The 15157-nt window shown below is 46.0% G+C and carries 16 protein-coding genes and 1 rRNA gene; 15 read left to right on the top strand and 2 right to left on the bottom strand.

The features are described from left to right. The first annotated feature begins 136 nt into the window (after positions 1-136). From rrf to D328_RS0126485, 4 genes are all read left to right on the top strand, one after another. Positions 137-253 (top strand): 5S ribosomal RNA (rrf, locus tag D328_RS0126500). A 580-nt stretch (positions 254-833) separates the two neighbouring features. Beyond that, positions 834-1277, top strand: a complete 444-nt coding sequence (locus D328_RS0126495; protein ID WP_018888074.1) for a hypothetical protein — start codon at positions 834-836, stop codon at positions 1275-1277. 253 nt (positions 1278-1530) lie between these two features. Beyond that, a complete protein-coding gene (locus tag D328_RS0126490; protein ID WP_018888073.1) occupies positions 1531-2289 on the top strand; it encodes a sigma-70 family RNA polymerase sigma factor in 759 nt (252 codons plus the stop codon). Next, positions 2286-3026, top strand: coding sequence for a DUF3600 domain-containing protein (locus D328_RS0126485; protein WP_018888072.1), 741 nt, complete (start codon positions 2286-2288; stop codon positions 3024-3026). Before D328_RS0126490 ends, D328_RS0126485 begins: the two co-directional genes overlap by 4 nt. Positions 3027-3528: 502 nt before the next feature. On the opposite strand, the gene D328_RS0126480 is transcribed toward D328_RS0126485, so the two are convergent. Further along, entirely contained in the window at positions 3529-4050 is a 522-nt protein-coding gene (locus D328_RS0126480) for a hypothetical protein (protein ID WP_018888071.1), read from the bottom strand. A 250-nt stretch (positions 4051-4300) separates the two neighbouring features. On the opposite strand from D328_RS0126480, the gene D328_RS0126475 reads away from it, so the two are divergent. The 10 genes from D328_RS0126475 (at position 4301) to rsmI (ending at position 12898) form a co-directional block, all read left to right on the top strand. Continuing rightward, positions 4301-4486 carry a sigma factor G inhibitor Gin gene (locus tag D328_RS0126475; RefSeq protein WP_018888070.1) on the top strand — a complete coding sequence of 62 codons (186 nt, stop codon included), beginning with the start codon at positions 4301-4303 and terminating at the stop codon, positions 4484-4486. Positions 4487-5008: 522 nt separating this feature from the next. Then, positions 5009-6604, top strand: a complete 1596-nt coding sequence (locus D328_RS0126470) for an aminotransferase class I/II-fold pyridoxal phosphate-dependent enzyme (protein WP_026281395.1) — start codon at positions 5009-5011, stop codon at positions 6602-6604. A 186-nt stretch (positions 6605-6790) separates the two neighbouring features. After that, complete coding sequence (gene tmk / locus D328_RS0126465) at positions 6791-7435, top strand: dTMP kinase (protein ID WP_018888068.1); 645 nt, start codon at positions 6791-6793, stop codon at positions 7433-7435. A 210-nt stretch (positions 7436-7645) separates the two neighbouring features. Beyond that, a complete protein-coding gene (locus D328_RS0126460; RefSeq protein ID WP_018888067.1) occupies positions 7646-7975 on the top strand; it encodes a cyclic-di-AMP receptor in 330 nt (109 codons plus the stop codon). Between the two features lie 239 nt (positions 7976-8214). After that, on the top strand, positions 8215-8658 hold the full coding sequence (locus tag D328_RS0126455; protein WP_018888066.1) for a YaaR family protein: 444 nt from the start codon (positions 8215-8217) through the stop codon (positions 8656-8658). Between the two features lie 159 nt (positions 8659-8817). Continuing rightward, a complete protein-coding gene (gene holB, locus D328_RS0126450; protein ID WP_025680819.1) occupies positions 8818-9795 on the top strand; it encodes a DNA polymerase III subunit delta' in 978 nt (325 codons plus the stop codon). Positions 9796-9953: 158 nt separating this feature from the next. Beyond that, entirely contained in the window at positions 9954-10754 is an 801-nt protein-coding gene (locus D328_RS0126445; protein WP_018888064.1) for a PSP1 domain-containing protein, read from the top strand. Between the two features lie 27 nt (positions 10755-10781). After that, a complete protein-coding gene (gene yabA, locus D328_RS0126440) occupies positions 10782-11156 on the top strand; it encodes a DNA replication initiation control protein YabA (protein WP_025680818.1) in 375 nt (124 codons plus the stop codon). A gap of 102 nt (positions 11157-11258) precedes the next feature. After that, the gene (locus D328_RS0126435; protein ID WP_018888062.1) at positions 11259-12014 is read left to right on the top strand and encodes a tRNA1(Val) (adenine(37)-N6)-methyltransferase; all 756 of its coding nucleotides are present in this window, start codon (positions 11259-11261) and stop codon (positions 12012-12014) included. Positions 12015-12016: 2 nt separating this feature from the next. Beyond that, positions 12017-12898: a 16S rRNA (cytidine(1402)-2'-O)-methyltransferase gene (rsmI, locus tag D328_RS0126430; protein ID WP_018888061.1), complete on the top strand. Its 882-nt coding sequence runs from the start codon at positions 12017-12019 to the stop codon at positions 12896-12898. Positions 12899-13127: 229 nt separating this feature from the next. Here the strand turns inward: rsmI and D328_RS0126425 are convergent, their stop codons facing one another. After that, positions 13128-13382, bottom strand: coding sequence for an AbrB/MazE/SpoVT family DNA-binding domain-containing protein (locus tag D328_RS0126425; RefSeq protein ID WP_018888060.1), 255 nt, complete (start codon positions 13380-13382; stop codon positions 13128-13130). A 346-nt stretch (positions 13383-13728) separates the two neighbouring features. Here D328_RS0126425 and D328_RS0126420 point away from each other — a divergent pair, with 346 nt between their 5' ends. Continuing rightward, entirely contained in the window at positions 13729-15018 is a 1290-nt protein-coding gene (locus D328_RS0126420) for an HD domain-containing protein (RefSeq protein WP_018888059.1), read from the top strand. Positions 15019-15157 lie beyond the last annotated feature (139 nt).

Below are 15157 nucleotides of genomic sequence, written 5' to 3'. Positions count from 1 at the left end.
GTGGAAGTGCAGTAATGCATGGAGCTGACCAGTACTAATCGGTCGAGGGCTTATCCTAAAGTAGAATGCAATGATTCGTTTCGGTTCCAGTTTTCAGGGTGTAACCTGAATACCGCATTTGATAAACAAATGCACGTTTGGTGGCGATAGCGGAGGGGTTCCACACGTACCCATCCCGAACACGACCGTTAAGCCCTCCAGCGCCGATGGTACTTGGACCGAAGGGTCCTGGGAGAGTAGGACGCCGCCAAGCACAAGAACCACTACCGATCTTCGGTGGTGGTTTTTTTATGTTGTGTTGATTACAACTGTTGGTTCAGAGGGGATTGCTCCTCATGAAAAAGAAGTAGGCAGTTGTTATCTGATCGTGTCCTACTAGGAGGCATACATGAAGAGTAAAGAGTGATGCCGAAGTTTACAAGGCTAATGCTCCCTCTAATATGATTTTACAGCGGCGTGATACTCCATGTGCTCATCGTTGCAGTCCAAATATCTTGCCAAGCATTATTTCAGGAGAGTCGTCAACATCCCCAGATAGCCCCACTCTTTATTGAGATAGTACTTAACATAAGGCCGAGCTTAGCTTTATAAATGGATAGGCGTATCTCCGAAGCAGACTACTTGGGCAGATTATACAGATAATATGACTTTGGACAGACTGACAGTTAATTAAAGCTATTTTCTAACAAAAGGAAGGTAACATTTTTGTTACGGAAAAGAGATATGAGTTGGTTATAATGTAAAAGTGCACAGAAGTATATGAAGTATTCCTACGATTATCCTATTGATCATAGAGGATTGAAGTTCGCAGTAGGTAATAAGGAGGAGACACCATGCGCAAATATAGATGGCTGGTCCTTATACTCATCATAAGCGTCGCGTCTATGCTTGTTATCGGATGTGGGGCAAAGGAACCCTCCTGGACGGCTTTTGAGGGAGCAGCCAATGTGAAGACCTTTCCTGTACCCAAGGAAGCTAACAAGACTGATCGTGCAAACGGAAATTCGGATATGGACTTTGTGCGTTACGCCCTGCCAGGTATGAAAGAGGCTGATGATATTCCAACTCCATATTTGCAGGAGATTGCAGCTTGGGGATGGAAAGAGGAGGAGGAGCAGTCCGCACCTTCCCAACGAGTATTTCTGAAGGATAAGCAAATTGTGCATCTATCCGTTCATGACGACTATTTCACGCTACTTGTTCCTAAAGACACCAAGTCGGCTGCTAATGTACAGGATTTAAGCTCTGATGACGACTCGGACATAGATTCTTACTAAAGCAGCACCTTTCCATTAACATGCTTGCTACAACTCTTCATAGAGCCACATGGAACAAGCCCTTACTGCATAGGCAGAAGGGATTTTTTTAATGACATACAGTGAGTGAACGAGAAAGCTTATTTCCAGTAGAACATGGTCCTGTTCAAATTGCTGGAGATAGGCTTTTTTGGTTTATGCGAATGATGAAGAAAAAAAATCGAACGATATTCGTGAGCAATACCAATATAAAGTGTGAGGGAAGGAGGGGTTGATGATAGACGGCAGAGAGAATGGTTGCAGCGAGGAGATAGCTATTAGTGAAGGGAAAGAGATTATTAACGAGACAGAGGCTAACAAGGAGAAAAAAACTAAGAATCGGACAGAAGTGAACAAGGTTTTAGAAGTTAGTAAGCAGATCGAGGTTAGGATTCACAGAGATAGGCGAAGAGAGGAACAGAAAGCCAGATGTAACGAGCTGGTATACCTGACGCGAGCCGGGGACTACTCAGCTTATGGGGAGCTGTATGAGCTTACGGTAGCAGATGTCTATCGTACTGTGCGGTTTTTGCTTAAGAGTGCTACTGAGGCCGAGGATCTTGTGCAGGAGATATTTATTCAAGCTTACCGATCTTTGGAGAGATTTAATACTGATTGCGACTTTCGCCCATGGCTCATGGGAATCGCTATGCGACAGGTTCAGAACTATCGGCGGCGTGAGCTGATTCAGTTCCGATTCATGCAGCGGCTAAGAAAAAGTGATGAGGCTACAGCGTATGATTTCGCGGGAGATCTGGTACATAGGCTGTCCTTCAAGCCACTCATGGACCAGGTAAAAAGATTACCATATAAGCTGCAGCAGGTGATTACACTGCACTATCTAAATGAATACACTCAGGAGGAAATAGCAGCGATTCTGGACATTCCACTCGGAACCGTAAAGTCACGTATTCATGCTGCACTCCGTAAGCTGCGCCAGAAGCATCAGACAATGGAGATCTATAGAAAGAAAAGAGTGGAGGATATGATATGAAGCTGGAACATGAATTGCAGCATGCTTACCAAGAGGAGACTAGACAGTGGACGATCAGGGCGGAAGCCAGAGACAATATGCTTAAGTCTCTTCAACAACAGCGAGAGTCTCGACCTAACAGAAAACGAGCGAACTGGCTGGTGGCTGTGGTCGTAGCAGTTGTACTTATCATTCCATCAGGGGCATATGCCGGCTATACGTATCTAGCTGATTACATCTATGGCTCTGAGAAGAATATAACAGCCATCGGAGGGACAACGTCGGATTACCAGCGACTAGAGGCTAAACTGCGTGTCGCACAAGAGCAGCTAAGCTCTGAGGAGTTCGCGGCATTTATGGAAGTGCTGCTCGATTTCGGAAAGTTCGCTCTGACACATGCCGACCTTCGAGGACAGCTGCACCCAGAGGATTGGAGTATTGAGGAGCAACAGGTGTATAACCAGTTAGCTGAGCAGCTAGAGCCCTACTTCGATAAGCTATCGAATGCTGAGGCTCAACAAGCGATTATAGATGAGGAGCGTATTTGGCAAGAGAAGCTAGAGCAGGCCAAGCAACAGTTCTCCTCTGAGGATTACGCTGAGTTCACGTCTCTGTTAACACAAATGAAGCAATATGAGGCTATTGTAGTAGATCAGGATAAGAGCCTTCACGAAGATCGCCTGTCACCAGAGCAAAAGCAAGAGTTGAAGCAATTAAGAGAGCGCATAACCCCTTATCTACAGCAGTTGGGGATGTAATAGCCAGGAGTGGCAGCATAAAAAAGGATAGCTCTTGTAACGTTCGGTCCTGTAAAGTGTAGGGAGAGACCGCTGAGGGCTAGCCCGAGATGACACAGTGAGAGTTGTTAGCAGGGTGAAACCCAAGAAGATACTCAAGAAGATATGGCGTAAGGGATTGAATGAAGAGGCTCGAGAGGAGCTCGAGAGAGGCTGATGCTAAAGAAGATGCTGAAGATGAGGCTCAAGAAAATTATTAGAGAAGGAATTGAAAATAGAGATTGAAAGTAGAAGACTCCAATGCCACGTATAGTGGATTGGAGTCTTCTTGTACTTCTGTCGGAGGATGATTACGGGTCACGCTACTGCAGTAGCTCTAAGCCCTCTTAGCTGCATTCCATAGGCTACAGATAAACTCTAGTCTGTTTGGCCCAAATAGAAGCTGCTCTTGGTGTAGTACATTCCGTGTAGTGCATTTAGTGTGTGTATGTGTCTTGCACAATTATGTATTTCAGAGGTAGTCTTACTGCTGATAGTACGACACATCGCCTGGATTGAATTTGAGCATGCCATCCTTCCGCTCCCGACGCAGCTGAATCAATGTATAGAGTCGAGGTACCAGCAGCCACAGATGCCAGAAAATCAGCGAGATTGTGAATACCGGTGGTGACCAGAGTAGAAATACGGCGGTGATAAAAAATCCTGCCCAGAGCATGTGAAATTGCATGCGGTTGAACAAAACATACTTAATGTACTGTTCTGGCATGTAGCCCTGCCATGGGAACTTCCAGCTGTACTTCCAGCGCTTGCGTGAAGAGTTGCCGCTTACATAAAGGACTAGGCTGGACACCACAAAATGAATCCACATCATGACTGGCAGGGCTAACAGGAACAAGAATAAGCTCGTCCAGGTTAGTACCAGAAGGAACGCAAGCATGATGATGGGCAGGGAGTAATAGCTCCACAACATTTGACGATGGATATTAATCTTCTTAATCAATTGATAGTGATAATAGGTGGCCTTGGTACCCTGAATCTCTGCCATTCAATCAGTCCTTTTCATTCATACGGAATATCAATCATGCAAAAAATAGGGGTGAGGAGAAATAAAGGTGCTTTCCTATACATTATCGGCTACAACAGGTATTTTTTTGAATAGGCTTTTAGGTACAGACACCTCGGGACGCCAGTAGGAATAGGCTGTATAAAAATGTTGAAATGGCTATGAAAAGGTTTAAAATAATAGAAACTGTATCATACTGATAGTAAAAGAAGATGTAAGGGTGGGATAAATCATGTATGATAAATTGGAATGCCGATGCATCATCTGTAATGAACCCAAGACGGAAGGAATCTTTATTATGTCGGAATTCATTTGTGATGACTGCGAATCTGAAATGGTGCACACTGATGCTGCCGATGCCAAATATCATTTTTTTATTCATCAGTTAAAGCAGATTTGGGTACAGAAGAACGCGTGATCAGAAGTAGCGATTAGAAGAATTAGCTCTCTGGATTAGAAGAACTGGCGTTTTGCATAATGCAATATGTAGAGTTGAATACAATGGGCTTGTTCAATACACTAGCTTGTTCAACACAATAGCTTTCTAAAAGGGATACCGATCATGTTGAAGCAATGATTGACTAACTATAGATACAAATGACATATCTACTAACGAATAATGAAAACGAACTAATGATAAAACTAACGAATGATAATGCGAACTATCTGTTGTGAAGGGTATTAATTTGCTGCATTCATGTGAATGATGAACATTTATATAAGCTGCAAATATATTATATCGAGGAAAATCAGGCCTGTAATGGCCTTTTTTTGTTGTCCTGTGATTGCAATGTAGGATAGGATTCAAGATGTGTTTGCGATACAATATAAGTAGCTAATTCAGGTATGGTGTCTCATAGAGTAATAATATTATTAGTGCTATTCGCAGTATGATTGCAGGGACTACAGGAATATGCTGCGTCTGGAAGGAACCCACAATATGACGAATCAAGCAAAGGAGGCACAGGCTCCGATTATGGATGCCTTGCTTCATTATAGAGAAGCTGGACGAGCCTCCTTTCATGTGCCAGGACATAAGAATGGTCAACTGTATAGACAAGATGAGAGAGCTCGCTTGCTTCAGGATGTGATGTCCATTGATGTCACTGAGGTTACCGGGATGGATGATCTGCATCATCCGGAAGAAATGATACTAGAGGCACAGCAGCTTGCAGCAGATTGCTTTGGCGCGGAGGAGAGTTTCTTCCTGGTAGGGGGGAGCACAGCAGGCAATCTGGCCTTAATCTTGACTGTATGCAGTCAGCCTGGTGATATTTTATTGGTCCAGCGAAATGTGCATAAGTCTGTGCTGCATGGCCTTATGCTCGCAGGAGCCCGGGCCGTATTTATGGAGCCTTATATCGATCCTATTAGCCAACTGGCATCAGCGCCGGTGGATTCTACAATAAGGAGCGCTCTCGCAGCATACCCTGAAGCTAAGGGCGTGCTGATTACCGTCCCTAACTATTATGGAATGGGTCTTGATGTTGCGGCGATTGCTGAGGTATGCCATCAGATGGGGGTACCCTTGCTTGTAGATGAGGCACATGGAGCGCATTATGGTCTTCATCCCCAGCTTCCTGCTTCTGCGCTGGCCTCGGGTGCAGATGGGGTAGTACAGTCCACTCATAAAATGCTGTCTGCTATGACAATGGGAGCCATGCTACATATTCAGGGTGAACGGATTGATCGTGAGCTATTGCGTCAACGTCTGGCCATGCTTCAGAGCTCTAGTCCGTCCTATCCAATCATGGCCTCACTTGATTTGGCTAGGCGGTATGTTCATGTACATCGTGAGCAAGCATTCCAAGAGGGCATGGAGGCTATACGTGTGTTCCATGAAGGGTGGGCAGGCTTGACGCGCTTTGGGCTGCTAGAGCCAGTCAACGTGAATAGCACCGTTTCTGTACCTCCAGGGTGGGCTATTGAAACAGAAGTGCAGGGATTGGAGCCGTTATTGGATAGCATTCCAGGCTATTCTACACAGGACCCGTTCAAAGTTGTTATTTATGATCGTCATGGCGTATGGAGTGGCTATCAACTGCAAGAAAAGTTAGAGCAGCAGGGCTGTATTCCAGAAATGAGTACGGAACGTTATGTGGTCTTGTTGTTCACACTGGCATCTGTAAAGGAGGATGCAGAACGATTGCTGCAGGCGCTAGAGGTTCTGGAGACGGAGTCTACTCTACCTTTACATGTGAATGTAGGGGGTAAAGGCATACCGAAAAAGGATCATGAAGTTTCCACGTGGAACAATTTGCGTGTATTGAATTATTCTCAACCCATCCAATTTCATTTGCAGCCACCAAGAAAGGAGCAGGTGGAGAGCGTGTCATTGGAGCTGTGCAGTGGGCGTGTAGCTGCAGAGATGGTCATCCCCTATCCGCCAGGGATTCCATTGTTATATCCGGGAGAGACTATACAAGCCGAGACTGTAGAGCGGTTAATGAAGCTTCAGAATGCAGGAGCTAAGTGTCAAGGAGTTGCGGATCCGAGTATGAGGACGATCCGTGTGTTCAGTGACGGGACGGCTTAACGAATGCTAACCAGTCTCCGCTTGCAGCGGATCTTTACCCACATTTTGCTTGATCAAGATGCTAGTGAACCTGTCTAGAAATATTAGGTTCAAAATATACAGGTTTTGCAGACAATAGTAGGAACAATTATAAATAGCATTATGTTATAGCTACAGAGTTAGCAATCCAGGGAAAGCAGGTATGATATGAAAGGCAAAGGCAGATTCATTACATTCGAGGGAGGCGAAGGCTCGGGCAAGACTACGGTCATCAGATGCCTTGCGCAGAGACTGCAGGAGGAGGGCTACCCGGTCATCGCTACAAGAGAACCGGGAGGGATTGAGATCGCAGAGCAGATCCGATCCGTTATTTTGGATACAGCCAACACGACAATGGATGCTAGGACTGAGGCATTGCTGTATGCTGCTGCTCGTAGACAGCATCTGGTGGAACGAGTAGAGCCTGCCATTGAGGAAGGAAAGATGGTCCTGTGCGACCGCTTTGTTGACAGTAGTATGGCCTATCAGGGACACGCACGCGGAATAGGTATGACAGAGGTAGGTATGATCAATCAGTTCGCAACAAACGCCCGGCAGCCAGATGTAACGTATTATTTGGACATTGAGCCCGAGCTGGGACTTACCCGAATTGCCAGCAACCAGCGTGATCGGGACCGTCTAGATCGTGAAGGTCTTGAGTTCCATTATATGGTGAAGGAAGGGTATAGTCTTCTCATAGAACAGAATCCTGAGCGCATATGTGTGATTGATGCATCCCGGTCCATAGAGGATGTGACAAATGATATCTATGAGCACCTGAAAAAGAGGATTTTGCCGACTTTTCTCGAATAACTCTATATGCACAAAGAAAATATTAAATAACAGGGCATAGCATGTGGCAGCAGGTAGTAAGTATGGCATAACAATAGATATAACCATCCGAGGCCTTGCGTATCATGTTGGTTTGCCGTTCTCTTGTTCGGGGATGGGCGCCCCTGGCGTTGACCTGAAGATTATAGGAATTGTTCATTGAAGTAACCCATATTAAGGGAGGAATTCAGGATGAAACTGATTGTTGCCATTGTTCAGGATAAAGATAGCAACAGACTGTCCAGCGGACTGGTAAAGGCTAATTTCCGTGCAACCAAGCTGGCAAGTACCGGTGGATTTCTACGTGCCGGCAACACCACATTCATGATCGGAGTGGACGACAGTCAGGTCGAGTCTGTTATGAGCGTAATCCGCAATAGCTGTAAGGTGAGAGAACAGCTCGTGACGCCGGTGACTCCTATGAGTGGAACAACAGACTCTTATTTGCCTTTGCCAGTAGAGGTTCAGGTTGGTGGAGCCACGGTATTCGTTCTTCCGGTTGATCGTTTTGAACACTTCTAGATCTTCTACAATTCTCAGTACGATATGACGATAATATATGTATCTGCTCTTCCATGACTGGGAATGGCTGGCCTGCTGACAGGTCAGGTATTGAAGGTGATGTATGGAGCTATACATTCTGCGGCGATGCTATGGTGCCGTGCCTGATTAGTGCTCAAGATAGTTACAGCTTGCAGCTCGGCTATGCCGGCTAGCCTGCAGATACCTCGATGAGCCGAGCAGGAGAAAGCAGGTTCATTATGAAAATTAATCCGGGCTATCGCCCATTACAAAGCGGTATCGCTCCAAGTGATACGAATACCAAGCCCGTTCAAAGCAAGAGCTTCTCAGATATGATGAAGCACAGTGGAGAGCGAGCTTCACAAGAAGAATTAAGTCGACAATTCAAGGAAATTCAGATGCAAGGAGATCGGCTCGCCCGCTCCATGACTGTGCGTGAATTGAAGGCCTACAAAGTATTGGTCAAGAGATTTCTGGAGGAGACTGTACGCCGAGGGGTATCCATGAAGGATACCAAGGGCTGGGATCGTCGCGGTCGCAGCAAGCGTTATAAGCTCATTGATGAAGTAGACTCTATTCTGCTACGGATGGCAGAGGAGCTGCTAGATACAGAGCAGGGGAAGATTGAGCTCCTTCATGGTGTTGGGGAAATTCGTGGTATGCTGATTAATCTGACTTTTTGAGTAAAGCAACAGACCTCAAGTGCATAATAACCTAAGCAAATAGCGACCCAAAATATAATCTGTCGACTTTACAGTCGGCAGATTGTTTTTTAAGATAATTGAGTTATAGGTCTTCACAGGTAAAATCATAACGACTCGTGGTTTGGAAAGTGAGGCAATATGTCTTTTCAGGATATAATAGGTCAGGAGTTGCCGAAGAGTATGCTGCAGCACGCGCTTCGCAAAGGAGCGGTTAGTCATGCTTATCTGTTCCATGGTCCAGCAGGCAGCGGACAGTTGCAGATGGCCATGGCCTTCGCCAAAGCGTTGTTCTGCGAGCGATTAAGCGATGATGCTTGTGGTGAGTGTCTGGAATGTAGAAAGGTCGAGCATGGCAATCACCCCGACCTGCACATCATTGCTCCAGATGGCAACAGCATCAAGATTGATCAGGTTCGGGAGCTGCAGCGTTCGTTTTCGTATCGCTCGGAAAGTAAGCACCCGAAGGTGTATATCATTCAGCAGGCGGATCTGTTAACGACACAGGCAGCAAACAGTCTGCTGAAATTTCTGGAGGAGCCACAGCTGCCTACGGTGGGGATTTTGCTGACCGATAATGGACAAGCCGTACTCCCTACGCTACATTCACGGACTCAGCATGTACCGTTCTCTGCTCTGAATCCGGAGCTTATGCAGCAAATACTTACAGGGGAGGGCTATTCAGCAAGTCTTGTCAGATGTGCGGTTCATATTGCTTCTGGATTGGAAACAAGTAGAGAAATTCTCCAGCAGAATTGGTTTGCAGAAATTAGAAATGTAATGTTACAATTAGTAAAGGAGTCGTTGAGTAGAGGGAGTTCCTCCGTCATTTTGGCTCAACAGAAGGTGTTTAAGGCCGGACTCGGCGAGCATCTTGATATCCTGTTTCATTTGTTTCACCTGCAGTTCAAGGATATGCTGCACTTCCAGTATGGAAGGCACGATAGCATTGTGTTCATAGATCAATTGGAGATGATCTCCAAATTGGCAATCACCCGCAGTACCGAACAATGGGTCTCTTATATGGATTTGGCCGCGGAGTGCAGAAGAAAGCTCCGTTTCAATGTAAACGGTCAGCTTTGTGTAGAGCAGCTGATGATCGGTCTGTCCCCATCATGAGACAGATCCAGCGCCGATGGTCCGAGACTGCGCTACGGACAGGTTACGCATGAGTAAGGCCTGTCCCTCGCATACCGAATATGGGAGATTGTGCCCGTGGCACGTTCAGCTAAGATGTCCCCAAGCAAGGTTCTAGTGGCACACAAGGGGGTTTATTTTTGTACAGTGTAGTGGGTGTTCGCTTCAAAAAAGCGGGCAAAACGTATTATTTCGATCCGCTCGAGCTTCCGCTGGAGAAAGATAACTGTGTAATTGTTGAGACGGCGCGCGGTATCGAATATGGTAAGGTTGTTGTAGGCAAGAAGGAAGTGAATGATTCCGATGTCGTGCTTCCCCTGAAGAAGGTCATTCGGCTAGCTGGCGAAGCGGATGCACGGATTGTAGAGGAGAATAGACAGGCTGCCAAGGAAGCCTTCGGAACTTGTCTTCATAAGATCAAGGATCATGGACTCAAAATGAAGCTCGTGGACGTGGAATTCACCTTTGACCGCAACAAGATTATTTTCTACTTTACGGCTGAGGGGCGTGTTGACTTTCGGGAGCTGGTCAAGGACTTGGCTAGCATTTTCCGGACACGGATCGAGCTGAGACAGATTGGTGTGCGGGATGAAGCTAAGATGCTGGGCGGGATTGGGCCTTGCGGACGTATTTTGTGCTGCTCCTCCTGGCTTGGCGACTTTGAGCCTGTGTCCATCAAGATGGCGAAGGATCAGAGCTTGTCCTTGAATCCAACCAAAATATCCGGTCTTTGTGGAAGGCTGATGTGTTGCCTCAAGTTTGAGCATGATAATTATGAGAGTGCGAAGGAAGAACTTCCTCAAGTCGGCAAGCTCGTCGTAACTTCCATGGGAGAAGGTAAAGTAGTAGGTATTAATGCAGGTCATCGAACTGTTCACGTACAGCTTTTTGAGATTAGTAAAGTCAAGGAACTTCCAATGGATGATGTAGTCATCAAGTAAACCATTAGGTGGCTTCGGGGTGGAATCTTGGAAAAAATAAATGTTTTCGAGCGTATTCTCGAGTTGGAGACGCAAATGGGGCAAATGTACAGTGATCTTGGTGAATTGAAGCTGGCTGTAAAAGAGCTGCTTGAAGAGAACCAGCGACTGACGATTGAAAACGAACAGCTGCGTAAGATGCTGAGAGACCATACACATGCAGAGGAACCAGAACGTATAACAACATCAGACCATCCGGCACATCTGATCAAAACAGAGGAAGTGCAAGGAGAAGTCGTTGGTGAGGGGTACGATAATCTGGCGAGACTGTATCATGAAGGCTTTCATATATGCAATGTTTATTACGGACATTTACGAACCGAGGGCGACTGCCTATTTTGTCTGTCATTTTTGAATAAATAACATCAAGCCGTAGGACACGTGCCTACGGTTTTTTTGTAAGGAAACAGAACAATTGCACTAGACATATCGCGTGAGGGCTGCAGAAAAGGAAGGGAACGTTCGATGATAAATGAACCGCTTAACGACTCTGAACGAATTGATGATTTGCTGACACACGATCTTCGAATCATACAGAGTGAGGAAGTATTCAGCTTCTCTATGGACGCTGTACTACTAGCGAGATTTGCAGGTATTCCGAAAAGAGGGAAGATTCTCGACCTGTGTACAGGCAACGGGGTTGTGCCGCTCTTATTAACGACTCGGACACAGGCACAGATTGAAGGCATCGAGATTCAACCACGACTTGCAGATATGGCTCGTCGGAGTGTAGCTCTGAACGGACTAGAGAATGTAATTACGATTCGTGAAGGAGATCTGCGTCAGCTAGTCGAGGTTACCGGACATGGTGTGTATGATGCGATTACGGTGAATCCGCCTTATATGCCTTTGAATGGTAGCGATCTCAAGGTTAATATCCATGAAGCCATCGCACGCCATGAGCTGCACTGCACCCTAGAGGAGGTTATTCAGGCCTGTACAAGGCTGATTCGTACGGGTGGAAAGGTAACGATGGTGCATCGGCCACAGCGGCTGGGGGAGATTATCTCCTTAATGCGTGAGTATCGTCTGGAGCCCAAACGAATTCGATTCGTCCATCCACGGCCTCAGGCAGAGGCGAATATCGTCTTGATCGAGGCACTACGGGATGGCAAGCCAGATGTGCGGCTGCTCCCACCGCTCATTGCGTATGAAGGTGAGGGCAGAAATCAGTACACACCAGAGATGCTGGAGATCTATACAGGGCAGAAGGAGGAATAAGCATGGCTGCTACGGTGCAAAAAAGCTTTTTGGATGGGAAGCAGGGACAGGGCATACTGTATCTTGTGGCCACTCCGATCGGCAATCTGGATGATATGACATTTCGAGCGGTGAAGGTGTTGAAAGAATGTCATATTATTGCGGCGGAGGACACGAGGCAGACGAGAAAGCTGCTTACACATTTTGACATATCACCAGAGATGCTATTCAGCTATCACGAGCATAATAAGGCAGCAAGTGGGCCTGAACTAATCAGATATATAATAGAAGGAAAAAATTTGGCCCTTGTGAGTGATGCCGGGCTACCAGCGATTTCTGATCCAGGAGCGGATCTGGTGAAGTTGGCCTTGGATGCTGGAATCTCGGTCGTACCGATCCCCGGAGCGAATGCGGCATTGTCTGCATTGATTGCCTCAGGGCTTGATACCGATCGGTTTACTTTTGCTGGATTCCCCCCTCGCGAACGCAAGGAGCTTCAGGAGCTGCTGCAATCCTTTGGAGCTTCCCATGGCACGGTCCTCTTTTACGAATCCCCGCATCGAATTGCCAAGACACTTGGAGTTATTCAGGAGACGCTTGGTGCAAGAAAAGTCGTATTAGCACGTGAACTTACGAAAAGACATGAGGAATGGCTGCGCGGAACAGCCGACGAATGTCTACAGTGGCTGGAAGAGCATCCACCACTGGGCGAATATTGCCTGGTGCTGGAGGGGAAGAGTGAGGAAGCCGAGGAGCAAGAGCGTCAGGCCTGGTGGCAGGAGCTGAGCTTGGCTGAACATGTGACGCAATATGAGCAGCAAGGGCTGAACCGGAAAGAGGCCATGAAGCGTACAGCTTCAGACCGATCGATCTCCAAGCGAGACGTATACAATGCACTACTGTAATCCTGTGATAGGAATGTGTGAAATGAAGAGTTCTACACTGAGGGCACTCTATCGTGAACGAGGGGAATTTGTACGATTGCTATGATTCAGGGCAGTTATCCAACCCCCAAATGCTCCTTAGACAAAAAAAAGGCCTTCCACGAGTGGGTTCTTACCCGTGGAAGGCAACAAGGAGATATGAAAAGGTTAGAATTAACAATAGGTATAATTTAATTATATACTATAAATCTTATTTTGTCACAGGTGTTGGAATTTCAGAAATACATTCATTACATACGATTTTACCCTTGAAATATGTAACGTTCTCGGCATTGCCGCAGAAGATACATGCAGGCTCGTATTTTTTGAGCATAATGCGCTCTCCATCTACATAGATTTCCAGAGCGTCCTTCTCCCCAATACCCAACGTACGACGCAACTCGATTGGAATTACAACGCGTCCAAGCTCATCAACTTTTCTCACAATACCCGTAGATTTCATCATAGATCATCAGGCTCCTCTCGCCGTATCAAAAGTATAAGTGTCAAGTTTCGACATTATTTTATCTTTTATGATATACACTATACCAACCATTCCCAAAACAGTCAACCTATAAAATAACGACAAAGGTTAAAATTTCTAATAAATCAACTGAAAATTCGCTGAATACGCAGAAAAAACAGTTAAAATCGCAGTTTGCTGAATTTGTCGATTTGGAAACTGGAAAAATCTATAATTCGACACTATTCGACATTCTATGTCGAAACCAACAAGAAAATAGTGATAAAACAGGTGAATGTTGTGTAATCAAGTTTTTGGAATAAAATAGAGTTAAAGGAGTGGATACCTCATGAGTGGATTCCAAAACCCTCTGACAGAAGAAAAAGTATTCAAGGACCCTGTACATAATTACATTTACGTTCAGGAAGTGGCCATATGGAGGCTTATTAACACACCTGAATTCCAAAGGCTTCGCCGTGTAAGACAGCTAGGAACCTCCTACCTGACCTTCCACGGTGCCGAGCATAGCCGATTCTCACACTCTTTAGGGGTATATGAGATTACACGGCGGATTATCTCCCAATTTGAACGCGGTGATTATCCGGACTGGCCCAAGGAAGAGAAGTTGGTAGCTCTGTGTGCCGCATTGCTCCATGATGTGGGACATGGTCCATTCTCGCATTCTATAGAAGAAGCTTTTCAGATGCATCATGAGGATTGGACATGTCGGATTGTACTCGGCGATACAGAGATCAATAAAGTTCTGAAGGATATAGCTCCTGATTTCCCCGAGAAGGTAGCAGCCGTCATTGCCAAGGATTACGATAAGCCCATCGTAGTCAACCTTGTTACGAGTCCGCTGGATGCGGATCGGATGGATTATCTGCTGCGAGACGCCCATATGACAGGTGTCAATTATGGAACGATCGATCTGGATCGTATCCTGAGGCTTCTTCGTCCTCATCAGGGCAGGATTGTTGTCAAGGAGTCAGGAATGCATGCGGTTGAGGATTATCTCATGTCCAGATACCAGATGTACTGGCAGATCTATTTTCATCCAGTGACCCGTAGCTCTGAAATACTATTGCGTCAAATCTTCAGAAGACTTAAGGAGCTACGCTATCAGGACTACCGCTTCAAGTTCATGCTGGAGCCGATTCCGCAGCTCATTGATGGTCATGTGACCGTGCAGCAATATTTAATGCTCGATGAGGCGTTGATCCAGACGACCTTTAACCAATGGAGATTCGAGGATGACCCGATTCTCAGTGATCTGTGCAGCCGGTTCCTGGATCGCAGACTGTATAAATATATACAGCTGGAATGTCTGGATATGGATAAGGTCGATCATATTCGTGAAGCATTACGCGATGTGGGGCTGAACCCCGATTATGACTTGGAAATTGATTTTCCGACCGATCTTCCTTATGATGTGTTCAGAAAGAATGGCTCGACCGAGAATCAAATTCTGCTGCTGGGCAGTAAAGACACCGTAAGAGAAATATCGGAGGTGTCTGATATTGTGCGCTCCATCAGCGGCATTCATCGCGGCAAGTACCATCTGTATTACCCGCATATGAAGCTGGAAGCCGTCAAAGATCGGTTACCGCATGATATTCAAAAGCTATTTGTTAAATGATCACCCATTTGTCTATAAATTGTAAACGGCCATGCCTAAAACTGATTATTGCAAATTATTGAAAAAAAGAAAAAATACGATGAGTCTTGTCTGAATATTTGAGCGCTTTGCTGTAAGTCTGTGCTGTAATATGGAAAGG

The organism is Paenibacillus massiliensis 2301065 = DSM 16942 (assembly GCF_000377505.1).
Taxonomy (GTDB): domain Bacteria; phylum Bacillota; class Bacilli; order Paenibacillales; family Paenibacillaceae; genus Paenibacillus; species Paenibacillus massiliensis.
This window is presented reverse-complemented; position numbering and strand designations above follow the sequence as displayed.

Excerpts from the sequence above, each read along its gene's own strand:
- tmk (WP_018888068.1), top strand. The coding sequence starts at position 6,791 with ATGAAAGGCAAAGGCAGATTCATTACATTCGAGGGAGGCGAAGGCTCG.
- D328_RS0126470 (WP_026281395.1), top strand. The coding sequence starts at position 5,009 with ATGACGAATCAAGCAAAGGAGGCACAGGCTCCGATTATGGATGCCTTG.
- holB (WP_025680819.1), top strand. The coding sequence starts at position 8,818 with ATGTCTTTTCAGGATATAATAGGTCAGGAGTTGCCGAAGAGTATGCTG.
- D328_RS0126490 (WP_018888073.1), top strand. The coding sequence starts at position 1,531 with ATGATAGACGGCAGAGAGAATGGTTGCAGCGAGGAGATAGCTATTAGT.
- D328_RS0126475 (WP_018888070.1), top strand. The coding sequence starts at position 4,301 with ATGTATGATAAATTGGAATGCCGATGCATCATCTGTAATGAACCCAAG.
- rsmI (WP_018888061.1), top strand. The coding sequence starts at position 12,017 with ATGGCTGCTACGGTGCAAAAAAGCTTTTTGGATGGGAAGCAGGGACAG.
- D328_RS0126420 (WP_018888059.1), top strand. The coding sequence starts at position 13,729 with ATGAGTGGATTCCAAAACCCTCTGACAGAAGAAAAAGTATTCAAGGAC.
- D328_RS0126480 (WP_018888071.1), bottom strand. The coding sequence starts at position 4,050 with ATGGCAGAGATTCAGGGTACCAAGGCCACCTATTATCACTATCAATTG.
- D328_RS0126485 (WP_018888072.1), top strand. The coding sequence starts at position 2,286 with ATGAAGCTGGAACATGAATTGCAGCATGCTTACCAAGAGGAGACTAGA.
- D328_RS0126495 (WP_018888074.1), top strand. The coding sequence starts at position 834 with ATGCGCAAATATAGATGGCTGGTCCTTATACTCATCATAAGCGTCGCG.
- D328_RS0126455 (WP_018888066.1), top strand. The coding sequence starts at position 8,215 with ATGAAAATTAATCCGGGCTATCGCCCATTACAAAGCGGTATCGCTCCA.
- D328_RS0126425 (WP_018888060.1), bottom strand. The coding sequence starts at position 13,382 with ATGATGAAATCTACGGGTATTGTGAGAAAAGTTGATGAGCTTGGACGC.
- D328_RS0126460 (WP_018888067.1), top strand. The coding sequence starts at position 7,646 with ATGAAACTGATTGTTGCCATTGTTCAGGATAAAGATAGCAACAGACTG.
- D328_RS0126435 (WP_018888062.1), top strand. The coding sequence starts at position 11,259 with ATGATAAATGAACCGCTTAACGACTCTGAACGAATTGATGATTTGCTG.